Here is a 23,610-nt window from a genome sequence, read left to right as displayed (position 1 = left end):
CTGTTATTGCGAAATATTAATAAACAAACTTATACCCTATACCCCTTACCGTTTGCAGGTAGGTTGGCGAATCGGGGTTGCTTTCTATCTTTTTGCGAAGGCGCACAATGTGCATATCAAGTGTACGGGTGTTAACATCGGCGTTGTAGCCCCACACTTCCATCATCAGTTCTTCGCGGTTTATTACCTTATTTTTGTTTTTTAAGAAATACAGCAGGATGCGGTTCTCTAAAATGGTCAGCTCTGTTTTACGGCCATCGCGAATAAGCAAATGGGTATTTGGCAGGTGCTCCATATTGCCAAACTTGTGAGATTCGGCTTTCTCATTATTCAGCGAGAATTTGATCTTACTATCTATCATAGCCACCAAAACATCCATATTAAATGGCTTGGTAATGTAATCGCTTACGCCAAAGTTATAGGCGCCTATCTTGTCGATATCCTGTGCCTTCGCCGTCATCATGATGATCAGCCTGTCAAAACCTTTTTCGCGCAGGCTGGCGCATACGTCGCTGCCCTGTTTGCCGGGAAGCATCCAGTCAAGCAAAACAATATCGGGTTGCTCGGCAACTATCATAGCTTCGGCTTCTTCGCCATTACCGCTTTCTAAAACTTTATATCCTTCGCTTTGCAGGCGTTCAGATACTAAAAACCTAAGGTTCTCATCATCTTCAACCAGCGCTATTTTAATTTCTTTGTTCATTTTTAATGATTGTCTAATTGTCTAACGGTAACGTTACTATAAACACCGAACCCACATTAAGCTTGCTTGTAACGTCAATTTCTCCGTTCATAAAGTTAACCAGTTCTTTGCAAAAAGCAAGCCCCAGGCCAACACTGCCGTTTTGGTTGTATTGGTTCTCTATCCGATAAAATTTTTTAAATACATCGCGCTGTTCATAACGGGCCATGCCAATGCCTTTATCAGTGAATGATAATACAACATTGCGCTTTTCGGGCTTAATATTTATAAATAATTCCTTTTTGCCGGGGTGCGAATATTTGTAGGCATTCTCCATTAAATTCTGGAATACGCTACCCAGTAACACAGGGTCGCTGTGGAACTTTGTTACACCTTCAATATTAAACTCCAGCTTAAAATCGGGGTATTTTATTTTAAAGGTTTCAATGTATCCTTGTACAAAATCTTTAAGAACAATTTCCTCGCGCTTAACGGTTATGGATTTATTCTCCAATTGCGTAAACGACAGCAGCCTGTTCATCAACTCGTTCAGCTTATCCGCTTCCTCATCCAATATCTTACCGTAATGCCTGCGCTGGCGCTCGCTCAGTTCGGCATCGCCCTTAAGGTTAGATCCCGCGATCTTGATCACGCTCACCGGCGTCTTAAACTCGTGTGTAAAGTTGTTGATAAAATCGTACTGGAGCTTAAACACTTTTAAGTTGACATTTAAGTTTCGATAGATCAACCAGCTTATCAGCACCAAAAAGAAATAGATGAGCAGTACAATGGCGCCTATTGGCAAAAAGCGACGGCCAATCTCGCGGCTAAGGTGTTTATCGGTTGATGTAAAGTACAACTTAAAGTTGGAGAACGCGCCTGTAAGCGCAGCCTCCGTTACTTTGCGGCCTCCTTCCACATCAAGCGGGTCGTACACCACGGGTTGTATGGTAACCTGCTGGTACAGTTCCGGGTGGGTGTTTTTTACTTTTAACTGGTGCGCATCCAGCAAAAACGTCATCATATTTTGCTTGTAGAATGCTTTGATGTGCTCATTCTTCAATAACGATTTATAGATACGTATATCCTCGCGTCGGGGGATGTTCAGGTAACTGATCTTATCGGGCGTTACGTTATAAAACGTACGGAAGATCTCGTCCTGCGTAGGCAACCTCGAAGTATCGGCCACGCTGATAAACTCACTCAGCTTTAAAGCCATCTGCCTAAAGTCGTCGGTATTGGACCATGCCATATCTTTAACCCCTCTTACATTGCCCCGTTTGGGCTTGTATTGATAGATGGCTTTTACCGATATCCCCACGTTATTACTAAATTTCGTTTTTGATTCGAGGTTACTAATCTGCATATCGTAAAACAAAATACGGCGCACAAACGGGTAGCTTTTAAACACCTTAGCCGAATAATTTGCCGCGGATGAGGAATCTAAAAAGCCTTGGTAAGAGGTTATCTCGGGGATTTTTATCTGAAAGAAATCATAGTAAGGTTTGATAGTTTGGTCGAGCACCTCTATTTTTTTTGAGGCAAACTCGTTCTCTACATACTTGGCGGTAAGGTTATAGGAAATGATGACCGCTATAACAAGGCTCACGGTTATTAGCACCAGAAAAGCGGTTATCAGCGAAAAATTTTTGCGATATATATTTTTCTGCCCTTTCATAACAGGTTAGGGTTTAACCTGCATGTTGGTGTTCAGGAATGTCTCTATTTCGGCATACATCTCCATACGGTTATGCTCGCTTTTAAAGTAGGTGCGTTCATTTTCCTTTAAGCGGTAAGTTACCGGCACGTTACGTTTCTTCAACTCGCGCACAAACTGGTTAAGCTCGCTGATGTTGGCCCTCGGGTCTTTTGCCCCCTGGAATATTAATAGCGGACTTTTGATCTTATCGGTATGAAAGACCGGCGATATAGCCCTTAGTTGCTCGGCGTCCGTTTCGGGGTTACCAACCATTTCATAGGTCATTTTTAAGAAGGGCTTAAAAAATGGCGGCGCATCTTTTAAATAGGTAAAAAAGTTGATCAACCCGTATTTTACAATAGCACAATTATATAGTTCCGGGTGGAAGGATACGCCATACAAGGCCGAGAACCCGCCGAAACTACCACCAAATATGGCTATCTTTTTAGGATTAGCAATTTTATTCGCAATTAGCCATTTTACGCCATCGGTAATATCCTGTTGTATTTTGCCGCCTACCTGCTTGAAGCCCGCGGTACGAAATGCCTTACCATACCCTGCCGAGCCCCTAAAGTTCACCTGGAAAACCGCGTAACCACGGTTAGCCAAAAACTGCACCTCGGCATTATAATCCCATGAATTTCGGCCCCAGATCCCGTCATGTGGCATCACCACCACCGGCAGGTTCTTGCGTTCTCTCCCTTTGGGGATAGTTAGGTAACCGTTGATCATAAGGCCATCGCTTGCCTTAAATGATACAGGTTGCATATCCGATAACTCGGCCGAGTTTATCTCCGGGTTAATGTCCGCCAGCTTGGTCAGCTTATTTAAATTACGTTCGTATAAAAAGTACGAACCAGGGTTTTTATCGTTAGAACCCGATATAATAAATTTATTCTCTGCGCTATCGCGGTCTACTATGTCTAACTGGTTGCCTTTGATCTTATTAGACAGATCGGTGTAAATCTTTTCAATACCCTTATCTAAAAAATATTTTTGGGATTTAGCTTCCTCCCATGATACCAGCTCGATGCGGCGTTTGATCTTGGAATAACCAACATCTAAAATATCCGCCTTATCGCTGGCGTAAATCACTTTATTCTCTTTACCGGTTTGGGCGTTGATTGCAACCAAGGCTGTTTTATCCCGGTTAACGTTTGATAGCGCGTAAAAATTATCACCGTCGCCGGTAAAGGCAATAGGCTCCACCTTATCATTAAAATTACTTTTGATGATAGATTTAAACGACGCGTTGTCATTCGCGCGGTAAAGGATGCTCTCGTTCACACCGTCAGATACTTTTACCAAACGGATGTTACCATTCGGGTCCGGGTACCATTTGGTGATGTTGCCGGGGTTAAGCAGGTATGGTTTTAATTCACCGGTTTTAACGTTAAGGCGGTACACATCAAAGTTGACCGGGTCGCGCTTATTCATAGCCACGGTGATAACATCGGGCTGCTGGCGGTTGCGGTTAAGGATGCGAATGCGGGCCTTATCAAGGTTTAAAAGATTCTTAAATTTAAGCGTAGCCACATCCAGCGTGTAGATCCTGAACTCATCTACCGCGATGATATCCTGCGTAAATACGATCTGATTATTGTACGTCCAGGTGTAATCGCGTACCGAGTAATCGGTAAAGGTGGTAGCCATTTGTTCGGTGCCATCTGCAAAAGACCGGATGTATATATTTTGTTTATCTTTATAAGGCTTTAAATAGGAGATGTATTTACCATCGGGCGAGATCTTGAAAAAGCTTTTTTCGGGGGTCTTAAAAAAATCACTAACAGGGATTTGCCTTACGTTGTTTTGTTTACAGGCGCAGGCAAATAGTAGTACGGTAACAAATAAAAATGATCTTAAACGACCCAGCATTTGGTTTATCCTAATTCTAATGAGTGGTTAAATTAGTTATTTTAGTTAACCTTTATACAAATGTCACTACAATTTTACCCGCTTTTTACGTTACATAACCTATATGCCGGCCCTGCTAAACTATAAAGAAATAATGAAGCGACTGTATGTACTAATGCTGTTACTAATTATTGGAAGCACAAAGCTTTTTGCCCAAAATAACGACCTGCTGCTGGCCCGCCAGTACACAGCAAATGGCGAGCGGCAAAAAGCGCTTGATATATACCAGAAGCTGTTTAAACAAGACGGTGAAACTTACTTTCAGCAATATTTTAATACCCTGTTGAACTTTAAGAAATACGACGATGCCGAAATCATCGCCAAAAAAATGCTGCGTAAATATCCCGGCAATAACGAGTACACTATTGCGCTGGGTTCGGCTTATACGCAACAGGGTAATACCGCTAAAGCGGATGCATTGTACAACGACCTGATCAAAAACCTGCCTGCCGATCAAAACGCCATTGCGGGCATCGCTTCCCAGTTTTACCAGAGCGCCAATGCAGATTATGCCATCAAAATTTTCCTGCAAGGCCGCAAACTTCTCCATAACGAATCTGCTTTTGCATTTGAGCTGATCACCCTTTACCGTTACAAACGCGATAAAGAAGAACTGACCGAAGAATACCTCAACTTTTTGCCAACCAACCCGGTATTCATCAGCCAGGCCGAAAGCACCCTGGCCAACGTTTACGAAGGTCCAGAGGATTACGAGATGCTGAAAGTGGCCTTGCTAAAACGCATCCAGAAAGACCCGCAGCAAATTATTTACCCTAACCTGCTTACCTGGCAATACCTGCAGCAAAAAGAGTATGATATGGCACTTAACCAGTCGCTGGCTTTAAGCCGCCGCCAAAATGATGATGGCTCGGCAATATTTGAACTATGCCGTACGCTGGTAGCCAACGAGGCATACGATGCCGCCATCCGTGGTTACGGGTACATTATTGGTAAAGGCGGCGATAAGGATAATCAAAACTACATCCAGGCCAAGGTGGAGCTCATCAACACCAAAAACCTAAAAGTAACATCGGGTAAATACGTGCAGGCAGATCTGGTCAGCCTGGAGAAAGATTACATCAGCCTTTTGGACGAGGTTGGCCGCAACCGCAGTACCGTTTTTGCGATGGAGAAGCTGGCGAACCTGCAGGCCTTTAAACTGCATAAATTAAAAGATGCGCAGGCACTATTGGAGAGTGCCATTGCCATACAAGGCGTTAGGCCTGCGCTTATAGCCGCTTGTAAGCTCGACCTCGGCGATGTTTACCTGCTTAACAACCAACCCTGGGACGCTACCTTATTATATAGCCAGGTAGAGAAGGATAACCCCAACAGCAGCATTGCCCAGGAAGCACTTTTACGCAACGCCAAAATGGCCTACTACACCGGCGACTTTAACTGGGCACGCCGCCAGCTGGATATTTTAAAAGCCGCGACCACACAACTGATCGCTAACGACGCGCTTAATTTATCCTTATTAATATCTGATAACCTGCATGCCGATAGTAGCGGTAACGCCCTTAAGATCTACTCGCGTGCAGACCTGCTGATATTTGCCGAACAGCCCGAGAAAGCGGTGATGACCCTGGATAGCATCGACAAAAAATATCCCGGGAATGCTTTGGAGGCGGATATATTGATGGCAAAGGCCCGCATCCTGATCCAGCAGAAGGATTTTACCAATGCGGTTATCGTTTTAAAAACCATCGAAGAAAAACACAGCTACGACCTTTGGGCCGATGACGCCGTGTACATGCTTGGCGATATTTATGATACCAAACTGAACGACGCCAACATCGCTAAAACCTATTACCAAAAAATAATTACCAACTACCCCGCCAGCCTTTGGATAAACGATGCCCGAAAAAGATTTAGGGTATTGAGGGGGGATAAAAATGATGCTTCTTAATAGTGATTAGAGGCTGGTGATTGGAGATTAGTTAAAAAAGCATGTCATTTCGATGCGATAGTGAGGAGAACCGACCGAAGGGAGCTCATCGCAGATAAATCTTGTTAGATATGCACAGCCGCTTGCAGAGTTCGCTTATCTGATCTAACAAGATTTCTCGCTATCGCATCGAAATGACATAGGGTAATTGTAATCCCAAACCCAAATTGTAGCTTTGCAGCATGATCGTATATAATGACACCGTAATTTTAGATGATACCGTTGAGCAGGAATGGCTGGACTGGATGAAGAACGTACACATCCCGTTGGTAATGTCTACCGGCTACTTCAGTTCGTACCGCTTGTTAACCATTGTAGATTCGCCTAACGACGGCATCACTTACTGTGTACAGTTTAACGCGGATACTATTGAGCAGTTCCAGGAATATTACTCCAAGCATTTGTTTAAGCATCAGGATTTACACCAGGCGCAGTTTAATGAGCGTTTTGTATTGTTCAATACTTTAATGAAAACTGTAGACTAGCCATGGGCTTTACCGAAACCATCATACCCGGCGTATTCCTGTTCGAGCCAAAAGTATTTAGCGACGACCGCGGCTACTTTTATGAAAGCTACAGCAAACGTGCTTTCACAGAGGCGGGTATCGATGCAGATTTCGTGCAGGATAATCAATCCTTATCCCAAAAGAATACCATCCGCGGTTTGCACGCGCAGGCACCGCCGTATGCCCAGGGCAAACTGGTACGGGTGCTGCAAGGCGCCGTTTTAGATGTTGCGGTTGATGCCCGCAAGGGCTCGCCCACTTACGGCAGGCATGTGGCGGTAGAGCTTAGTGCCGATAATAAATTACAGCTATGGATCCCTCCCGGCTGTGTGCATGGTTTTTTAACCCTGCAGGATAATACCCTATTTGTTTACAAAGTTAGCGGCGGCCTGTACAACAAAGAATCGGAGATTGGCCTGGCCTGGAACGACCCCAAACTGGCCATTGGCTGGGGCATTGCCGAAAAAGATGCCCTGCTATCGGCAAAAGACCAGGAACAACCCGCTTTCGATACTTTCGACAGCCCGTTTACTTATTAAAATCTTCCGCAAAAACCTCCATTAGCCGTCAATACTACATTTCTTAATAATTAACTCAATTAATTTCAGGATTAATTGGCGCCTGCTACTACACTTAATATTGGCCATTAAACTACCTTAAAGCAGCAGTGTTTGTTTTTCAAGAAAAAAAATAATTATTTGTTAACTCAAATGAAACTTTGTTATATTGCTATCGTATACAATACATAGCTGGCCGGCTATACTACGTCTATAATTAAAACTTATCAAACACTAAACAACTTTCAAACACATGAAAACAAGATTATTATTCAAAACCGGCGTTATCGCTGCGTTTGGCGCAACCGTTTTATTTGCCTGCACAAAAGACAGCAAATCTACTAAAGAAGTAACCGCTGTTTCAAAAACAGAGGTATCTGCAGCCGTATTAAAAAACATTAACGACCTTGGTTTTAGTACAGACCAGGTACGTAAAGTGAATAATGGCTACCTGGTAGAAGGCGACATTTTATTGACCGAGGCCAACCTGACCGAGGCAAGCACCAGCCCGAATGTTCGTATTGCTGAAACGGAGCAGTACCGAACAACCAATGTGGTAAAAAACCTGCCGCGTACGGTTACGGTATCAATATCTAACCTGCCAACGGTGTATGGTACGGCTACACAAAATGCAATTGCACGTTACAACGCGCTTAACTTAACCCTAAAATTCCAGTTTGTAAGCAGCGGCGGCCAAATCCAGATCATTGGGTTTAACGAAGGCCCAAGCGGGGGTTACATCACTTTAGGCTCATCAGGCTTCCCAACAAGTTCTGGCAACCCATATAACGAGATCCAGATGAATACCAATGCAGCAGCTTACGGCAGCAACCCGGATGTTAGTTACTTAACCTCTGTTTTACAGCACGAAATGGGCCATTGCATTGGTTTTCGCCATACCGATTATTACAATCGCGCTTACAGCTGTGGTGGTACCGCAGTTAATGAGGGTGCATCAAACATTGGCGCAGTACGTATCCCGGGCACACCATCTACTGCTGATGCTGCTTCCTGGATGCTTGCCTGCTCTAACGGCGGCGACCGCACCTTTAACGCGAATGATAAAATAGCACTTAACTATTTGTACTAAGCCATATCGCTTTTAAGATCAACTAAATAGTATTACTTTAAGGGGGAGTTTTACCGGCTCCCCCTTGTTTTGTATAGATATGATAAAAAAGACCGTATGCCTTTTTCTTTTTATTGCCTGCTTCAACATATCATACGCCCAAAAAACACTAAGCGATCAATCGGTAACGCAGATGTATGCCGCGCCAAAGGTGGAAACACTTAAAACCGACAGCCTACATTACTATCTTATTAAAGTAAACCAGCCATCCCGGCTTAAAAACTTAAACCTTGTAAAAAGGGTATCTTATTATTACTACATCGCTTCATCGCGAAGCAACATTACCCCAACCGAAAATATCATCAGCGCTGTACCATCAAACGCGTTATGGAAGGCCGACGATAATCTGGTGCGTTTAAACGCCAGCCATCCCCATACCACTAAAGTGGTTAACCTGGTGCTTAAAAAACATAGCACAGCCACACTTGCCGCAATCACAAAATACGGCACCATTGTTTCCACTAACGGGAACATCATTAACCTGAAAATAAAACTAAACCAACTGCCGGCGCTGTTACAGCAGCCGGATATTGCCTTTGCCGGGCTGGACAGGAAACCCCACCCCGAGCTGGTTATTGACGACCTTGACCTTGGCGCGAACAATATATCGGCGGTGGCCGATAATTTTACAGATCTAACCGGCAGCGGCATTAACGTAAGCGTTAAAGAGGAACGATATGATGAGGATGACCTGGACCTGCTTGGCCGTTCGTTCACCTCCATTACCCCTGCCAAAAAAAATTCCGGCCATGCTACCATTATGGCTACGCTGATAGGCGGCAACGGCAATTCATTTATAAAAGGCAAAGGTGCTACCCCGGCGGCAAAATTTACCTCGTCAGATTTCGCCAGGCTTTTGCCCGATACCATTACCGCTTTTAAAACCTTTAACATCAAACTGCAAAACCACTCGTACGGTACGGGTATCGAAAATTATTACGGTATCGAGGCCGAAGCTTACGACAGACAGGTTTATGGCAACGATGATATTGTCCACGTATTCTCATCCGGCAATATCGGCACAACCGCGCCTGCTACGGGTGTGTACAGCGGTATAGCCAATATGGCTAACCTGTCCGGAACTTTTAAGCAGGCCAAAAACGTGCTGGTTGTGGGTGGTACAGGCCGCACAGCTATACCCGAAGCATTAAGCTCTGCAGGGCCGGCCTACGACGGCCGTATAAAGCCCGAATTGGTGGCCGATGGAGAAGACGGCACATCGGGCGCGGCGGCGTTTACATCGGGCGCTGTGGCCTTATTACAGCAAGCCTACAAAAAGCAAAACAATGCGCTGCCATCATCTGCATTAATAAAAGCAATATTGATAAACAGTGCCGATGATATTGGCACAGCCGCGGTAGATTATAAAACGGGATACGGTAAATTAAACGCGTTGGAGGCTGTACGTACCCTAACCGACGCTCGTTTTAAAACAGGCAATGTTGCCAATAAAGCGCAAACCAGTTACCAGGTAACTGTCCCCGCTAATTGTAACGCACTCAAAATTTCTTTGGCATGGAATGATGCACCGGCGCAGCTTAACGCACCCTATGCTTTAATAAATGATTTGGACCTTTCGGTTACTACGCCAACAGGTGCTACCCTGCTACCATGGACGCTAAGCACCTACCCGCTTATCGATTCGTTATTAAGCCCGGCTAAAAGGCAACGCGATACGTTGAACAACACCGAGCAGGTAACCTTGCAAAACCCTCCCGCGGGGGTTTACACTATCAATATAAAAGGCAGCAGGGTACCACAAGGGCCGCAGGCTTTTTACATTGCCTATCAAAGCAAACTTAATAACCAGTTTGAGTGGACGGCCCCATCTGGCAAGAATGAGTTTTTGGCAAATGAAGATAACTACCTGCGCTGGCAAAGCACTTTTAGCAACACTACAGGCAACTTAAGTGTGAGTTACGATCATGGGGCTACCTGGCAGGTGCAGGCAAACGGGATCTCGCTAAATGCCAATACCTATGAATGGGCTACGCCCGACAAATTTACGCAGGCGATGTTAAAAATGCACATTGGTACGCAGCATTATATTAGTAAAGAGTTTACCATATCCCAACCCTTAACCTTGCAGGTGGGCTATAACTGCACCAGCGGCACTTTATTGTACTGGAACCTGCAACCCGGCGCAACAGGATATGTGATCTATACCATCAAAGATAATCTTCTGCAAAAACTGACCACATCTACCGATACCTCTATTGTGATCCCTGCGGACGCGCAATCTTCCAAATACTTTGCGGTAAGCGCGCAGGGTAACGGTTTTGAAGGTGTAAAAAGTTTTACCATTGATGCTACCACCCAGGGCGTAGGCTGCTACATCCGCACGCTACTGGCAGAGGTTAGGGATAACAAAACCATTGAGCTGAGTTTGCAAGTGGGCAGTACCCTCAATTTAAAAACCATTATGTGGGAAAAGCTGACGGGTACAGATCGATACACTACCTTCGGTACAAGCAATGTTGTTACTGGCGTGTTAGCATACAAGTTTACTGATGCTTCACCCAAAAAAGGCATCAACTATTACCGCGCAAGGCTTACTACTGTAGATGGCACCAACGTTAATTCAGACCTGGCAAGCGCCATACTTTTACAAAGCAACCAGTTTACCCTGTACCCAAACCCGGTGAACACCCAACTCACTATTTTAAGCGGCGAGGCTAACGATTACGAGTTAAAGCTTTATGATGCCATAGGGAGGCTGAGCCTTACAAAAACCTTTAACGGGTTACAAAACACAGTCCCCATCAATGTATATCCGGGTGTTTATACGAGCGTAATCACCCAAAAAGGAAAAATAATTTACAGTACAAAAATTGTGAAGGCACCGTAACAATTATGTGACTGATATGCGCTAAACGCAGATTTAACACTTTTTAACAACAAAGGCCTTTCTATTACTAAGGTTTTAGTTATATCTTAGTAGCTCATTAAACCTGTTATGAAACTCACAATTACGGCGCTCGTATTATGCTTCGTTTGCGCCCTATCTGCGCTTGCGCAAACCAACTATTCGGTAAAAGGCGTATCTGTTGATAGCGTTGCTCATGTAAAATTGGCCAATACTTCCATCAGCGTATTAAACGCTAAAGACTCTACACTTCGTAAATTTACAAGGGCTTCGTCCACTGGGTCGTTCAGTTTAACAAACCTTAACAAAGGCAAGTTCATCCTGCTGGTAACCTACCCTGGGTATGCCGACTATGTAGAAAACTTTACGCTTGATTCTGCCAAAACCACTTTTAACGTTGGCAGCATCGCCATGAACCTTAAATCGAGGTTATTGAACGAGGTGCTGATAAAAGGCACCATTGCCGCCATTAAGATCAAGGGTGATACTACCGAATTTAACGCGAAGGCTTACACCATCCAGCCAAACTCCAAGGTAGAAGACCTGCTGAAACAGCTACCCGGCATACAGGTTGATAAGGATGGCAAGATAACCGCCCAGGGCCAAACCGTACAAAAAGTATTGGTAGATGGCGAAGAGTTTTTTGGCGATGACCCCACCCTGGTTACCAAAAACATCCGTGGCGACATGGTAGATAAAGTACAGCTTTACGACAAGAAAAGCGACCAGGCTACCTTTACGGGGATTGACGACGGGCAGAAAACCAAAACCATTAACATTAAGCTAAAAGAAGATAAAAAGAACGGCTACTTTGGTAAGGTGGATGCCGGTATTGGTACCGACGGTTACTACCAGGCGCAAGGCCTTTACAATAAATTTAAGGGTAAAAAGAAGTTTAGCGTTTACGGTATTGGTGCCAACACCGGTAAAATAGGCCTTAGCTGGCAGGACAACAACAAGTTGGGTACCAGCGAGGGGATGCAATTTAGCGATGACGGCGGTATGTATTTTAGCAGCGGTGGCAACGATGAGCTGGATTCGTTTGATGGCCGCTACAACAACCAGGGTATCCCGAAAGCATACACAGGTGGTGTTCACTACGATGATAAATGGAAAAGCGACAAGTATGCGCTAAATACCAATTACAAAGCAGGCTCGTTAGAGGTTGATGGTACCCGCAACAACAAATCACAACAAAACTTACCGGAAAACCCTGTCGACCCCACAGCTAACCGGGTAATAAAAACAGCATCTGACAATACCTTTAACAATAGCATTTTCAGGCAAAAACTGGATGCAACTTATTCGGTTAAGCTGGATACCACATCAAACCTAAAGATCTCTATGGATGGTACGCTTAAAAATAGCGATACCCACACCAGGGATACCTCTACCAGCAGGCGCGAGAACGAAACCTTATTGAACACCAACCAAAAACGGATAGATAACCGTGTTGACCAGCAATTGTATAACGCCTCTATCTTTTACAATAAAAAGTTTAAGAAACCGGGCCGTACTATATCGTTTAACGTAACGGCAGGCCGTACCGAAAACAAGGCAGACGGCTTCCTGAGATCGGAGATCGACTATTTTGACCTTACCGGCGCTCCAACTACGCAGGAGATCATCAATCAGCGAAAAACGGATAATACTAAAACATCCAGATTAAATACCAACTTAACGTATACCGAGCCTATCACCAAAGCTTTGGCGGTAGTGTTTAATTATGGTTTCGATTTAAATAACAGCGATGCGGATAGAAAATCCTTCGATAGATTGGCAGGCGGCGAGTATGATCTTTTAAATACATCGTTAAGTAACCACTACATATTTAACCAAACATTAAACCAGGGAGGCATCAACTTCAATTACAAAAAAGGCAAAAGTAACCTGCGTTTTGGCACACGCGTTACCAATGTAGATTATAAACAGGAGAACGAGATCACCAATACATCTATAGGCCGTAATTTTACCAACTGGGCGCCACAGGCAAACTACTCGTACAAGTTTTCTACCTATAGCAATTTAAACCTGGGCTATTATGGTAACCAAACCCAGCCAACGATAGATCAGTTACAACCCGTTCTGGTAAATACCGATCCGTTGAACATTACCATTGGTAACCCTAACTTAAAACCATCATTCACCAATAGCTTTTATGGCTATTACAACATGTACAAGGTATTAAGCGACCAATCGGTATGGTTAAACGGTAACTACAGCTTTACCACAAACCCTATCGTTAACAACGTAATCACCGATAAAACCTTAGGTAAAAGTACCACCCAGGCGGTTAACCTGCCGGGCCAAAAACCCTACAACTTTAGTTTTGACCTGCAAATGAGCCGCAAACTTGGTTTTGCCGGCATAAGCTTAAACGCCAGGTTAAATACGAATGGTAACACCTACTTTAGTATGCAGGATAATGCGCTGAATAAAACCAAATCCAACACCTATGGCGGTACTTTAGGCCTGTCGAAAAACAAGGAGAAAAAGTACTCGATATATTTAAGCGGTGGCCCTACTTACACCGTTGCGCAATCGTCACTTAACACGGACGTTAACAACAACGGCCGTGGTTTTAGTGCCAATTACTGGGTACAGGTTTACCTGCCATGGAAGATAGAAGTTAGCAGCGATGGCCAGTACCAGTATACTGCGGCTACGCAATCCTTCGCTACCGATTTTCGCCAAACTATTATTAACGCACGTTTGAGCAAAGCGTTCCTGAAAGGCGACGGTTTAAAACTAACCCTAAGTGGTAACGACTTACTGAACCAAAACGCGGGTTTTACCCGTAGCGCATCAAGCACCTACATTACCGAGAACCGTTACACCACCATCCGCAGGTATTACATGGTATCGTTAAGCTGGGATTTTAGCGGAATGGGCGGCGGTACACCGGCAAAAAAATAAGTTAAGGGAACTACAACACAGAAAATATATAGCAATGAAAAAGCACCTATTACTACTACTATTACTACTACTAACCTGCCTCATTAGCGGCAGCGCTTTATTTGCACAGAACGCACATTTCACCACATCGGGCACTATCGAGTTTGAGAAAAGGGTGAACATGTACGGTGTAATAAAAGCCGTAATTAACAAGGATAACGAAAGCTGGTACGCCCCCGCTTTTGAGCAGTACAAAAAAAGCAACCCGCAGTTTAAGGTGCTGAAAAGCACGCTTACCTTTGGCAGCAACAAAACCCTTTACGCCCCCGTTGCAGACAACGCCCCCGCATCAAACAGCTGGTTTAGCGATATGCCCCTGGCACAGCAAATAAACACCACGTATACCGACCTGAACACCAACCTGAGCGCCACCAACAAAAAGGTATTTGAGGAAACGTTTCTGGTAAAGGATACCGCCCGCAAGATCAACTGGAAGATCACCGAAGAAACCCGCGAGATTGCCGGCTACATGTGCCGCCGCGCCAACGCCATTGTAATGGATTCCATTTACGTGGTAGCTTTTTACAGCGATGAGATCCCTTTATCGGGCGGACCCGAATCGTTCAGCGGTTTACCGGGGATGATATTGGGCCTTGCCCTGCCGCATGAGAACGTTACCTGGTTTGCCACCAAAGTTACCGATGCGCCCGTTGCCGAAACCAGCCTGCGTGCCCCTGTAAAAGGTAAGGTAACTACTTCTGCCGCCCTTAAAACCACCCTCACCAAAGCCATGGAAGGTTGGGGCGAATACGGCAAACGCTTCTTTAAGATCTATTTATTGTAGGGATTCGGGAGATCAAGAGATAAAAAAAACCTCTCTTATGAAGAGGATTTAGGTGAGGCGTAACCCCTTCAAATACGCCATATTCTTTTGCGCGCTTTGCAGTGGGGTTTGGTGGTAAAAGCGGCTTTGCTCTACAAAAAAGTATTGCATGCCGGTATCCTGCCCGGTGGTAATAAACTTCCTGAAGTTGATGATCCCCTCGCCCATATCACAGGCAGATTCCTCTTTGCTATTTGCAGGGAGGCGCTTCTTCAGCACATCGCGCAGGTGGGCGAGTTTGAAGCGGCCTTTGTGGTTGCGCATGTAGGCGTATGGGTCGGCACCCCCGGTTACGGTGTAGTACACATCCATCTCAAAATCTACCAGTGCCTTATCTGTACCGGCCAGCAGTACATCAATAGGTAACTCGCCGCCTACCGGTTTGTAGGGGTAATCGTGCGGGTGGTAGCCAAAGCGCAGGCCATGCTTTTTGCAGATAGCGCCGCGCTTGTTAAAATCATCGGCAAAGGTTTTAAACGCGTTGATGGTTTTTTGCGGGCCAAGCCAGGGGCAAATGAGGTACTTCATACCTACCTCGGCACCCTGCGCGGCAAGCCTGTTAAACTCCTCTAAAGTGCAGGGGTTGTAGTGGGTGCTTACCAGGTTAAGGCCATAACCAGCGGCAATCTTTTTAAACTCGGTGTTGGTTTTGCCCCAAAAAATGCCTTTGTCGCTGCCGTAGCTTTCAATTTGGGTGTAGCCCAAGGCGCCCAGTTGTTTAAGCGTGCCTGCAGGGTCGCGCTCCATATCTTCTTTTACCATGTAAAGCTGAATGCCACGGGCAGGTTTTGTGCGCCCGATTAGCGTTGCCCCCATCGCATCCGATGCGGACAATGCCGCCAGCATCCCGCTGCTGTATATAAAGTTTCTTCTGTTCATAATTGGTTTACTGGTTCATTGGTCCTTATTTAACATCGCGACTTTGCGAGCGATAGCGTGGCAATCTCTTTACTTTACAGAGCCGCCTATTAGTTCTTCGTTAGGTGCGGTAGCGAGTTTCCATCAGCCTGTGGATGTTCATTTTCTTTGCCTTAGCCGCAAAGAAAACGAACCAAAAGAAAAGGCCAAGTCAAAGCGACGCTTCCGCCCACCCTGCCGGTTCTTAACGCTTTCTCCCGCATGCGCGAGTTCGAAAGCTAAACCGTCATTCCCGCCATACTCCCGGCCCGCCCGCTTTGACGTTTGGGCCAACGCTTTTCAAAACCCTCCCTTACAGCAATAACGCGCGGTGAATGGTTGTAGAGAAGCGATACCTCGCGTTGCCCGCCATGCAAGACCTTCGCGTTAGGGATTGCAGCGGATACCGGCCTTGCGCCTAAGGCCTGCAGGCGTATGAGCGGAAAGCCCGGCCCGCAGGGAACGCCATTAAAGAAGTGGCAGGTTTTTAGTAGCCGTTGCAGTAATCCATCCCAAACCGTTACCGCAACTCCCTAAACCTACACATCCCTCACCACTACCTCCCCGGTTGTTTTATCTTTCAAGATCAGTTTGCGCTCGCCGTGGGGCAATATCTCTTCTTTTATTAAATAGTACTGGTCGTTAAAACTGGTAAAATTGGTGGCTATTTGGGTGTTGGTGCTGCCGCGCCAATCGGTGATCTGCACAGGTTCCCAGGCGCCGGTTTTGGCCGATGCGTAGGCCGCGTCGATAATGGCGTTCACCACGTAGCCGTCGTAAAACGTTTCGGCCGGGGGGCGGTTTTGGTCAATGGCGTCAAACATATCCGTAAACATGTGGTTGTAGCCCAGCTCGTTCACCTCGTCGCCCACGGGGAAGAGCCAGCCGCTGCTGCTCTCGGCCTTTTCGGCCACGTAGCCGCCGCCCTTGCCGGTGCTAAACATATCAAACCCGGTGCGCATAAAGTTGTTGATCCAGATGGTGCCCTCGGTACCCATTACCTCGTCGCGCAGGTCCATCCCGCCGCGAAAGCACCAGCTTACCTCAAACTGCCCAATGGCGCCGTTAGCGTACTTTACCATGCCTATGGCATTGTCCTCCGCATCAATAGGGTGCACCTGCGTGGCCGCCCAACACATCACCTCTACCGGGCGAACGTCCTTGCCGATGTAGTTCCGGGCGATCTCGATACAGTGGCAGCCCAGGTCTACAATGGCGCCGCCGCCGCTTTGCTCCTTATCCCAAAACCAGTTGCTGTGGGGGCCGGGGTGCGCCTCGCGGCTTTTGGCCCACAATATGCGGCCCAATGCGCCCGCCTTTACGCTGGCCAGGCTTTTATTAAACTTGGGGGTGTAACACAAATCTTCCAGGTAGCCGCCCATTACGCCCGCCTGCTCTACCATATCCAGCATTTGTTTGGCCTCGGCAGCGGTGCGGCCAAGTGGTTTGGTACACAGCACGTGCTTACCCGCTTTGGCGCAGGCGGCTACGGCGGCCAGGTGTAAATCATTAGGGAGCGAGATCACCACCACATCCACCTCGGGGTTGTTCACCACCTCGTGCATGCTATCGCTGTATACAGGCAGCTTATAATCGGTAGCAAATTGTTTGGCCTTGTCTATATTACGACTGTACACGGCATGCAGCGCATCCAGCCTGCGGTGCCCGATCAGCGAATCGGCATAGAAACGCGCAATAAAGCCCGAGCCAAGCATAGCAATTTTCATAACGGTAAAATTTATGGTTTTAGGATTACACCGATGAAGATAGGGTTACATGTGCAGATATGCAAATGTGCGGATATGTTTTAGACGGGAAGATATGCGGATGTGCAGATATGCAGATGGGAGGAATATGCTTTAGATGGGAAGATGTGCGGATATGCAGATGGGAGGAATATGCTTTAGATGTGCGGATATGTTTTAGATAGGAAGATATACAGATGTGCGGATATGCGGATGTGCGGATATGCAGATGGGAGGATATGCAGATGGACAGGCACTAATGAACCAATGAACCAAAAGGAAAAGGTACTGTAGTGCTACGTACGGATGCCGCAGCCCCGCTATTTGTACAAGCTTTGCCCTAACGCGCAGGCCTACGCAGCAAAGGCTTTCCCGCCTATCGGGTTTAGGGGGGGAATTAAAAATACAATGTGTTACTTATAGTCTTTGGCTTATAGTCTACATTCCATCATCTTTACTAAATGGAAATTAAATCCAATGTAGGCAAACGTATAAAAGAGATCAGGGAACAAAATAGCATTTCCTAAAAAGATCTATCATATGCTGCTGATTTAGATAGAAGTTACATAGCAAGTGTAGAAAACGGGCAAAGGAATATCTCCATTGTCAATTTAGAAAAGATTTCAAAAGCACTTAAAGTAAGTTTAAGTGAATTGTTTCAAGGAATATAAATGAAAATAAAAATACCAAATGCACAAGTACAGGAATTACTTTCCGGTAAAAAATATAGCTATTCTAAGTATGCTACTCAAATCATGAATTTGGCCAATCAAAATGCTCAAGGAACAAGAGCAAGAATGGTTGGGCAAATGAGCGATCTAATACAACAATTTGAGGGCACATCGCTTGCGGAGTGGGAAAAATGGTATCTCGAAAAGCACCCAAAAGCTATTGATGATGCATCTGACAAAGTTTGGGAAATGGTAAAAGCATTTCAGGAAGGCATACAGAAAATTGACCGTGATATAGTAAGACAATGGGTTGAAGAGCTTGTGATAGTTAAAACTTTTGCAGGATTAAAATTCCAGCAAGCGATTTTGAAAGCTATTGCTGCAAAATATGATAAGGATTATCGGTTAGCCACAGCTGACGAAGAAAGTAAAGGAATTGATGGTGTAATCGGCGGTATTCCTGTAAGCATTAAACCAATTACTTATAAAAACAAACGGGGCTTAAACGAAGTAATTGATGTACCAATTATTTTTTATGATAAAAAGAAAAGTGAACTTGTTATAGAATTTGATTTACCTAATATAGAAAATGACTAAAGAAGAAGTTAAAGAAGAAATCGCAAATATAATACTTGGTGTTTCACCAAATTTTATAAAATCAGATGAAATTTATGAAAGCTTAACGGCTAAGGTTGACCCTGGTCGAACACAAGAAACTATCAGAAGCATGATAAGAAAAATGGTTAAAGATGGTGATTACTTAATTGGAAGTACAAATAAAGGCTATTTTCATATCACAAAAGAAGCCGATTTGGCCGTTGCTAAACAATCATTGCTAAGTAGAATAACGCACCTAAAGAATCGCGCTGACAATCTTCAAGCGATGTGGGATGATCGACAAAATCATTAGGTGATGGATGAATTTATTTTACCGATAGACGCTAATAAATTCAGATCAACCAACCAAATATGGAATGACCTGATACTAAACGATCCATGGTCGGTTGGTTATGTTACCAGCCTAATTATCATTGAAGAATTTTCCAGCAAAGAAGATTGGGAGGCATTTTATTACAACAGCGGGCAATACAGAAATGAGCAAATTCAACAATTAAATAACGAGCAACAGACATTGTTAAACGATGAACAACTTGTTTTAAAAGATAGTTCAATAGCAAGGCGATTGCCTTGGGATTTAAAAAATCTAAATTTTCAATTTGGCAGAATTGAAAAGCAATTAAGAGTTAAAGCTCACTTATTATACGAAGCAGTAAAAGACAATGGCTTTAATTTAACAACTGAGGAATGTTTTCAATGCGTTCGATTTCGCGTGATTTGTGAAACATGGAATGGTGTTGTAATAAGAGAAAATAACACTATTGTAACGCTACAACGCTTATTCCCAGAAGCTGAATTTAAAAAGGTAAGCGGTGAATTTGATCATTAATATGGTGTTGACTATGAGGTTTTTAAAGACGGGCAATTGACTTATGGACTTCAAATTAAACCCGAATCATACACGCGGTACGCTCCTTATATAAATAAAGCCCGATCTGCAAATCAGCGCAAAAATCAACAGTATCAAATAGAATTCGGGATGCCTGTATACGATATTATAGCAGGCAGCAATGGGTACATAATTAATCAGGAAATAATTAAAAATTTATAATTATCTGTGCTGGCATCTTATGCTTTTTAAGTACAAGGTCTTCGCTTTTTGTTACTTCGGTGTAGTTCACCTTATATTCGTCTTCTATCTTGGTAACATCTTTTACATAAGACATTTTTATACCTGTTTCCTGTGAAGTCATAACTGGAAAATTCAGGTTCGAATTAAAATGCTTAATCTCGTTTTTACTTGCATCACTTTTACGCTCAACTAAAAAAGATTTGTGTTGCTCAATGCGGTTTTGGATATATCTATTCAACTGCAAAGGGGCGGCATTAATTATATGGTCTTCGATAATCGGTAGAAAGGTAGCATCTATCTCTACACCAACACTATTTCTTTCTGACGCTATAGCTGCCAGTGTGGTAGTGCCTGTTCCCAAAAATGGATCCAATACGACGTCCTCTTTAACAGAATACATATTAATTAAACGGTATGGCAATTCGAATGGATAAGCGGCACTACGACTTCGAGATAATGGACTTTCAATCTTTTGTCTTGTCCCTTTTAAATCCCACAGGTCAGAAAACCAAACATTTCGCTCTTCCCAAAAAAAAGCACTTTCTCTTCTTAATTCCTTATCAATATCCTTTTTAAAAATACGTTTCCCACCTTTACGAAATATCAATATCCACTCGTGTTCTAATGTTACATAAGCACCGGCTGGAAGCATTCCAGATCCCATAAATTTATTTGGAGCATTAGTTTGCTTACGCCAGATAATGTTAGGCATGTTTGTAAAACCTAACTTTATAAACGCGGATACGATACGAGAATGATTATTGTACAAGGAAAAATGTTCATTAATAGTCCGCGTTGCATCACCAATATTTATACATGCGAAGCCTCCGGGGGATAAAACTCTTTCTACTTGTTTCCAAATTCGATCAAGCTCTATATGCATAAGTTCAAAACTTAAGACGCCATTCCCTTTTGCTTTAATAATAGCCTCGTTTTGATCCGCCATAATTTCATCCCACATTTCAATCATAGGATATGGAGGGGAGGTAACAATTAAGTTGACTGAGTTATCATTCAACTCTTGCAATTTATCATTAGCAGGACCAAACAAAATTTTGTGATTTGTGAAACGAGAAAACATATTACAAAAATAGCAATAAGTTACTTAAAGTCAACACTGCTCATATGTTATAAATTGATAAAAACGGTGTTTAAGTGCCTAAGCTCAATTCTTATTCAAATACGGCCAAACGTTGTATATTTCCCTGTAAGCTACTTTTAGTTTAGGCTTATCTTTTTCCCAAGTGATTTCTTCGGGTGCATAGATAACTTTTGCGGTAAACACGTCAATGGCTACACACAACTTCCTATCGAATTTTACTTCGAACTGCTCCTCTAAATGATCTTTTATAAGCCCTGCAATTAGCTGCCCTTGCTGATAGGTTAACCTTACTGTAGTTTTTTTCAAAAAATTTAACTTTATAAAGCCTGCTATTTTTTTAGTTACTCTATCATATATGGCAAAATCTGGCGACAGGGAAACATCTACACCTTCAGAAAATACATGAGTATTTTGTCTTTTAAAATTTTTTTTTGAAAAATGATCTTTATAACGAATAAATAATTTTGATGAATTAAGTTTTAAGACATGTAAAGCTTCTAATGAACAGCGTTGATCTATCACTTTAAAATCACTATCAAGTAACCTTTTGTTTTCCTTTTAAATAAAGTCGTCAAATATCGAATTTTTCCTTTCAACACCTTTTATAAAATTATTAATAGCAGATTTAGGACTTGAGTATCTTGCTACCATAAACGTATTTTGGAATTTAGCCTTTACAAGAATTTTTTCTTTTTTACTTCCATCCGCAGTAATATATCTGTCTAAAGGTATTACAGAAATAGTCGGCTCTTTTCTTATAATAGTTTCTTTTGCCATAACTCATTGATTTTATAAAAATTAACAAATAAAAAATTAAGTTTATAAAACAGTTAGCTAACATAAATAGCAATTTTACTAACAATTATAGTTAATACTTTAAGTTGCAAAGGGCGTACTTCGTTTACATGGCAGAATTTTGAAACCAATATAAGTTTACCTCTCCATCAACTTATTAACCAACCCTACAGCAATACCCAATTCATTACTTATTTGGCGTTGGTTGTAACCAGCGGCAGCAAGTTGGGCTACTTTGGGGGCTAATACCTGCTGGTTGGTTAGGCGGGTACGCAGATGCAGGTATTCGTGGCTTTGGCCTTCAAACTGCATTTGTAAAAAGTCGCCGGGCTTAGTAATGCGGCAAAGGCATACATTATCTTCGCCATAGATCTGCGCGGTGTTACGCTGTTTAATTTGTTTCAGGTAACGCAGATGTGGGTCGGCCGCGCTGGTGCCCAGGGCAAAGGCGCTATCGGCAAAGTTCATTAGCAGCTTGCTGCCATGCAAGTCGTCGGCCGAGAGCGGCACACCCGGGTTACGGCGTTTAGGCGTATGGGCCAGCACCAAAATAGATAGGTTATAATCGTTTTTTAGTGCCTTAAAATTTTTCATAAGGCTCAGCGCTACATGGGCGCTTTCGGTACCGCCGCGCAGGCAACTAATATTATCAATGATGAGTACCGTGGCCTTTAATTGCTGGATCCTGTACTCAATACCGGCAATCAGATGATCGTCATTGTTACTATCGCCGCCGGGCAGGCCGGTATTGGGGTTAAACTGGGCGCGTATAAACCTATCGGTAAAACTATAACTCCCCTGCGCATTGGTATAACGTGTGTAAAACTGCATCAGGCCAAGTTCAAAATCAATGTATAGTACTTTGGCAGGTTCGGCCTGCAGGGCAAAGGCCGCAATGGGTTTGCCTTCGGCTATGCTATTACCAATTTGTACGGCCAGTACGCTTTTACCCACATTGGTATCAGCAAACAGTATAGCGAGTTCGCCTTGGTACCAAAGCTCACCAAAAAGCATTTGAGGCGTGGGCTCGCGTTCGCCAAGTTCCATCCAGCGGTTACCGGTAGCAACGTTAAACAGGTAGCGGCATTCGTCGGGGTCGGGTGGTGGGGCTACTTCTTTTTTCCTTTTAGCCGGGCGGTAAGTTACGCCCCGGGCTTCGGCGCGAATTTTTTCAATAAAGTCAGGCCGTACTGCGGAGTGGTTTTGGGTCATTTTGGGGCGGTTTTTAGGTGATTGAAATAGGGCTACAGGACGTAGTTTACCCTCAAATATACCGGTAATAACCACAGGCGGTGGTGGCACGATATTGTCAGTAGTATAATTTTGGAAGGTTTGATTGTGAGCGCTTTACAAAAACGCGTGTGTGTTCACCAGCGTGAACGTGAACATTTGGCTTGTTGGAAAGGCGTAGTTTTACAGGCTCTCCATGGCAAACAGGAAAAGGTTATAAACAAAGAAACCCCTCAACTTTTGGTTGAAGGGTTCTCGTTTAGTCCGTTTACTAACGGATTAAGATAGGGCTACAGGACGTAGTTTACCCTCAAATATACCGGTAATAACCACAGGCGGTGGTGGCACGATATTGTCAGTAGTATAATTTTGGAAGGTTTGATTGTGAGCGCATTATAAAA

The 23,610-nt window shown here is 44.0% G+C and carries 19 protein-coding genes and 1 pseudogene; 11 read left to right on the top strand and 9 right to left on the bottom strand.

Annotated elements, in window-relative coordinates:
• Positions 1-16: 16 nt before the first annotated feature.
• From NAF17_RS00095 to NAF17_RS00085, 3 genes are read right to left on the bottom strand one after another with little or no spacing between them, the layout of a single operon-like run.
• Positions 17-703, bottom strand: coding sequence for a response regulator transcription factor (locus NAF17_RS00095; protein WP_252755939.1), 687 nt, complete (start codon positions 701-703; stop codon positions 17-19).
• 13 nt (positions 704-716) lie between these two features.
• Positions 717-2,360 (bottom strand): sensor histidine kinase, encoded by a 1,644-nt coding sequence (locus NAF17_RS00090; protein WP_252755938.1) that lies wholly within the window; start codon positions 2,358-2,360, stop codon positions 717-719.
• A gap of 6 nt (positions 2,361-2,366) precedes the next feature.
• The gene (locus NAF17_RS00085; RefSeq protein ID WP_252755937.1) at positions 2,367-4,256 is read right to left on the bottom strand and encodes a S9 family peptidase; all 1,890 of its coding nucleotides are present in this window, start codon (positions 4,254-4,256) and stop codon (positions 2,367-2,369) included.
• Positions 4,257-4,359: 103 nt separating this feature from the next.
• On the opposite strand from NAF17_RS00085, the gene NAF17_RS00080 reads away from it, so the two are divergent.
• The 7 genes from NAF17_RS00080 (at position 4,360) to NAF17_RS00050 (ending at position 15,040) form a co-directional block, all read left to right on the top strand.
• The gene (locus NAF17_RS00080; protein WP_252755936.1) at positions 4,360-6,204 is read left to right on the top strand and encodes a tetratricopeptide repeat protein; all 1,845 of its coding nucleotides are present in this window, start codon (positions 4,360-4,362) and stop codon (positions 6,202-6,204) included.
• A gap of 221 nt (positions 6,205-6,425) precedes the next feature.
• Positions 6,426-6,728: a DUF4286 family protein gene (locus tag NAF17_RS00075; RefSeq protein ID WP_252755935.1), complete on the top strand. Its 303-nt coding sequence runs from the start codon at positions 6,426-6,428 to the stop codon at positions 6,726-6,728.
• A gap of 2 nt (positions 6,729-6,730) precedes the next feature.
• Positions 6,731-7,288 carry a dTDP-4-dehydrorhamnose 3,5-epimerase gene (gene rfbC, locus NAF17_RS00070; RefSeq protein WP_252755934.1) on the top strand — a complete coding sequence of 186 codons (558 nt, stop codon included), beginning with the start codon at positions 6,731-6,733 and terminating at the stop codon, positions 7,286-7,288.
• A 271-nt stretch (positions 7,289-7,559) separates the two neighbouring features.
• Positions 7,560-8,396: a M57 family metalloprotease gene (locus NAF17_RS00065; protein ID WP_252755933.1), complete on the top strand. Its 837-nt coding sequence runs from the start codon at positions 7,560-7,562 to the stop codon at positions 8,394-8,396.
• A gap of 79 nt (positions 8,397-8,475) precedes the next feature.
• Complete coding sequence (locus NAF17_RS00060; protein ID WP_252755932.1) at positions 8,476-11,283, top strand: S8 family peptidase; 2,808 nt, start codon at positions 8,476-8,478, stop codon at positions 11,281-11,283.
• Positions 11,284-11,391: 108 nt separating this feature from the next.
• Positions 11,392-14,217 (top strand): outer membrane beta-barrel family protein, encoded by a 2,826-nt coding sequence (locus NAF17_RS00055; RefSeq protein ID WP_252755931.1) that lies wholly within the window; start codon positions 11,392-11,394, stop codon positions 14,215-14,217.
• 34 nt (positions 14,218-14,251) lie between these two features.
• Positions 14,252-15,040 carry a GLPGLI family protein gene (locus NAF17_RS00050; RefSeq protein WP_252755930.1) on the top strand — a complete coding sequence of 263 codons (789 nt, stop codon included), beginning with the start codon at positions 14,252-14,254 and terminating at the stop codon, positions 15,038-15,040.
• A 48-nt stretch (positions 15,041-15,088) separates the two neighbouring features.
• Here NAF17_RS00050 and NAF17_RS00045 read toward each other — a convergent pair whose 3' ends face one another.
• Both NAF17_RS00045 and NAF17_RS00040 read right to left on the bottom strand, forming a co-directional pair.
• Positions 15,089-15,958 carry a sugar phosphate isomerase/epimerase family protein gene (locus tag NAF17_RS00045; RefSeq protein WP_252755929.1) on the bottom strand — a complete coding sequence of 290 codons (870 nt, stop codon included), beginning with the start codon at positions 15,956-15,958 and terminating at the stop codon, positions 15,089-15,091.
• Positions 15,959-16,515: 557 nt separating this feature from the next.
• The gene (locus tag NAF17_RS00040; RefSeq protein WP_252755928.1) at positions 16,516-17,703 is read right to left on the bottom strand and encodes a Gfo/Idh/MocA family protein; all 1,188 of its coding nucleotides are present in this window, start codon (positions 17,701-17,703) and stop codon (positions 16,516-16,518) included.
• 557 nt (positions 17,704-18,260) lie between these two features.
• Here NAF17_RS00040 and NAF17_RS18200 point away from each other — a divergent pair.
• The 4 genes and pseudogenes from NAF17_RS18200 to NAF17_RS00025 all read left to right on the top strand — a co-directional run.
• Positions 18,261-18,392: pseudogene (locus tag NAF17_RS18200) on the top strand (helix-turn-helix domain-containing protein); the annotation flags it as partial.
• The gene (locus NAF17_RS00035; protein WP_252755927.1) at positions 18,393-18,989 is read left to right on the top strand and encodes an MjaI family restriction endonuclease; all 597 of its coding nucleotides are present in this window, start codon (positions 18,393-18,395) and stop codon (positions 18,987-18,989) included.
• Positions 18,982-19,302 carry a hypothetical protein gene (locus NAF17_RS00030; protein WP_252755926.1) on the top strand — a complete coding sequence of 107 codons (321 nt, stop codon included), beginning with the start codon at positions 18,982-18,984 and terminating at the stop codon, positions 19,300-19,302. Before NAF17_RS00035 ends, NAF17_RS00030 begins: the two co-directional genes overlap by 8 nt.
• 3 nt (positions 19,303-19,305) lie before the next feature.
• Positions 19,306-19,839 (top strand): hypothetical protein, encoded by a 534-nt coding sequence (locus NAF17_RS00025; RefSeq protein ID WP_252755925.1) that lies wholly within the window; start codon positions 19,306-19,308, stop codon positions 19,837-19,839.
• 208 nt (positions 19,840-20,047) lie between these two features.
• Here the strand turns inward: NAF17_RS00025 and NAF17_RS00020 are convergent, their stop codons facing one another.
• The 4 genes from NAF17_RS00020 to NAF17_RS00005 all read right to left on the bottom strand — a co-directional run bounded on the left by NAF17_RS00020 (position 20,048) and on the right by NAF17_RS00005 (position 23,281).
• Entirely contained in the window at positions 20,048-21,163 is a 1,116-nt protein-coding gene (locus NAF17_RS00020) for a DNA-methyltransferase (RefSeq protein ID WP_252755924.1), read from the bottom strand.
• A gap of 84 nt (positions 21,164-21,247) precedes the next feature.
• On the bottom strand, positions 21,248-21,706 hold the full coding sequence (locus tag NAF17_RS00015) for a hypothetical protein (RefSeq protein WP_252755923.1): 459 nt from the start codon (positions 21,704-21,706) through the stop codon (positions 21,248-21,250).
• Positions 21,707-21,742: 36 nt separating this feature from the next.
• Complete coding sequence (locus NAF17_RS00010) at positions 21,743-21,961, bottom strand: hypothetical protein (protein WP_252755922.1); 219 nt, start codon at positions 21,959-21,961, stop codon at positions 21,743-21,745.
• Between the two features lie 156 nt (positions 21,962-22,117).
• Complete coding sequence (locus NAF17_RS00005) at positions 22,118-23,281, bottom strand: AAA family ATPase (protein ID WP_252755921.1); 1,164 nt, start codon at positions 23,279-23,281, stop codon at positions 22,118-22,120.
• Positions 23,282-23,610: the final 329 nt, after the last annotated feature.

The sequence above is a fragment of the Mucilaginibacter aurantiaciroseus genome (assembly GCF_024055595.1).
Lineage (GTDB): Bacteria > Bacteroidota > Bacteroidia > Sphingobacteriales > Sphingobacteriaceae > Mucilaginibacter > Mucilaginibacter aurantiaciroseus.
The sequence above is the reverse complement of the archived record's forward strand: the minus strand, read 5'-3'. Positions and strand labels throughout refer to the sequence as shown.

Coding starts and splice junctions, on each gene's coding strand:
- NAF17_RS00010 (WP_252755922.1), bottom strand. CDS start 21,961: ATGGCAAAAGAAACTATTATAAGAAAAGAGCCGACTATTTCTGTAATA.
- rfbC (WP_252755934.1), top strand. CDS start 6,731: ATGGGCTTTACCGAAACCATCATACCCGGCGTATTCCTGTTCGAGCCA.
- NAF17_RS00045 (WP_252755929.1), bottom strand. CDS start 15,958: ATGAACAGAAGAAACTTTATATACAGCAGCGGGATGCTGGCGGCATTG.
- NAF17_RS00060 (WP_252755932.1), top strand. CDS start 8,476: ATGATAAAAAAGACCGTATGCCTTTTTCTTTTTATTGCCTGCTTCAAC.
- NAF17_RS00090 (WP_252755938.1), bottom strand. CDS start 2,360: ATGAAAGGGCAGAAAAATATATATCGCAAAAATTTTTCGCTGATAACC.
- NAF17_RS00080 (WP_252755936.1), top strand. CDS start 4,360: ATGCCGGCCCTGCTAAACTATAAAGAAATAATGAAGCGACTGTATGTA.
- NAF17_RS00065 (WP_252755933.1), top strand. CDS start 7,560: ATGAAAACAAGATTATTATTCAAAACCGGCGTTATCGCTGCGTTTGGC.
- NAF17_RS00055 (WP_252755931.1), top strand. CDS start 11,392: ATGAAACTCACAATTACGGCGCTCGTATTATGCTTCGTTTGCGCCCTA.
- NAF17_RS00025 (WP_252755925.1), top strand. CDS start 19,306: ATGGATGAATTTATTTTACCGATAGACGCTAATAAATTCAGATCAACC.
- NAF17_RS00035 (WP_252755927.1), top strand. CDS start 18,393: ATGAAAATAAAAATACCAAATGCACAAGTACAGGAATTACTTTCCGGT.
- NAF17_RS00095 (WP_252755939.1), bottom strand. CDS start 703: ATGAACAAAGAAATTAAAATAGCGCTGGTTGAAGATGATGAGAACCTT.
- NAF17_RS00040 (WP_252755928.1), bottom strand. CDS start 17,703: ATGAAAATTGCTATGCTTGGCTCGGGCTTTATTGCGCGTTTCTATGCC.
- NAF17_RS00085 (WP_252755937.1), bottom strand. CDS start 4,256: ATGCTGGGTCGTTTAAGATCATTTTTATTTGTTACCGTACTACTATTT.
- NAF17_RS00030 (WP_252755926.1), top strand. CDS start 18,982: ATGACTAAAGAAGAAGTTAAAGAAGAAATCGCAAATATAATACTTGGT.
- NAF17_RS00050 (WP_252755930.1), top strand. CDS start 14,252: ATGAAAAAGCACCTATTACTACTACTATTACTACTACTAACCTGCCTC.
- NAF17_RS00020 (WP_252755924.1), bottom strand. CDS start 21,163: ATGTTTTCTCGTTTCACAAATCACAAAATTTTGTTTGGTCCTGCTAAT.
- NAF17_RS00075 (WP_252755935.1), top strand. CDS start 6,426: ATGATCGTATATAATGACACCGTAATTTTAGATGATACCGTTGAGCAG.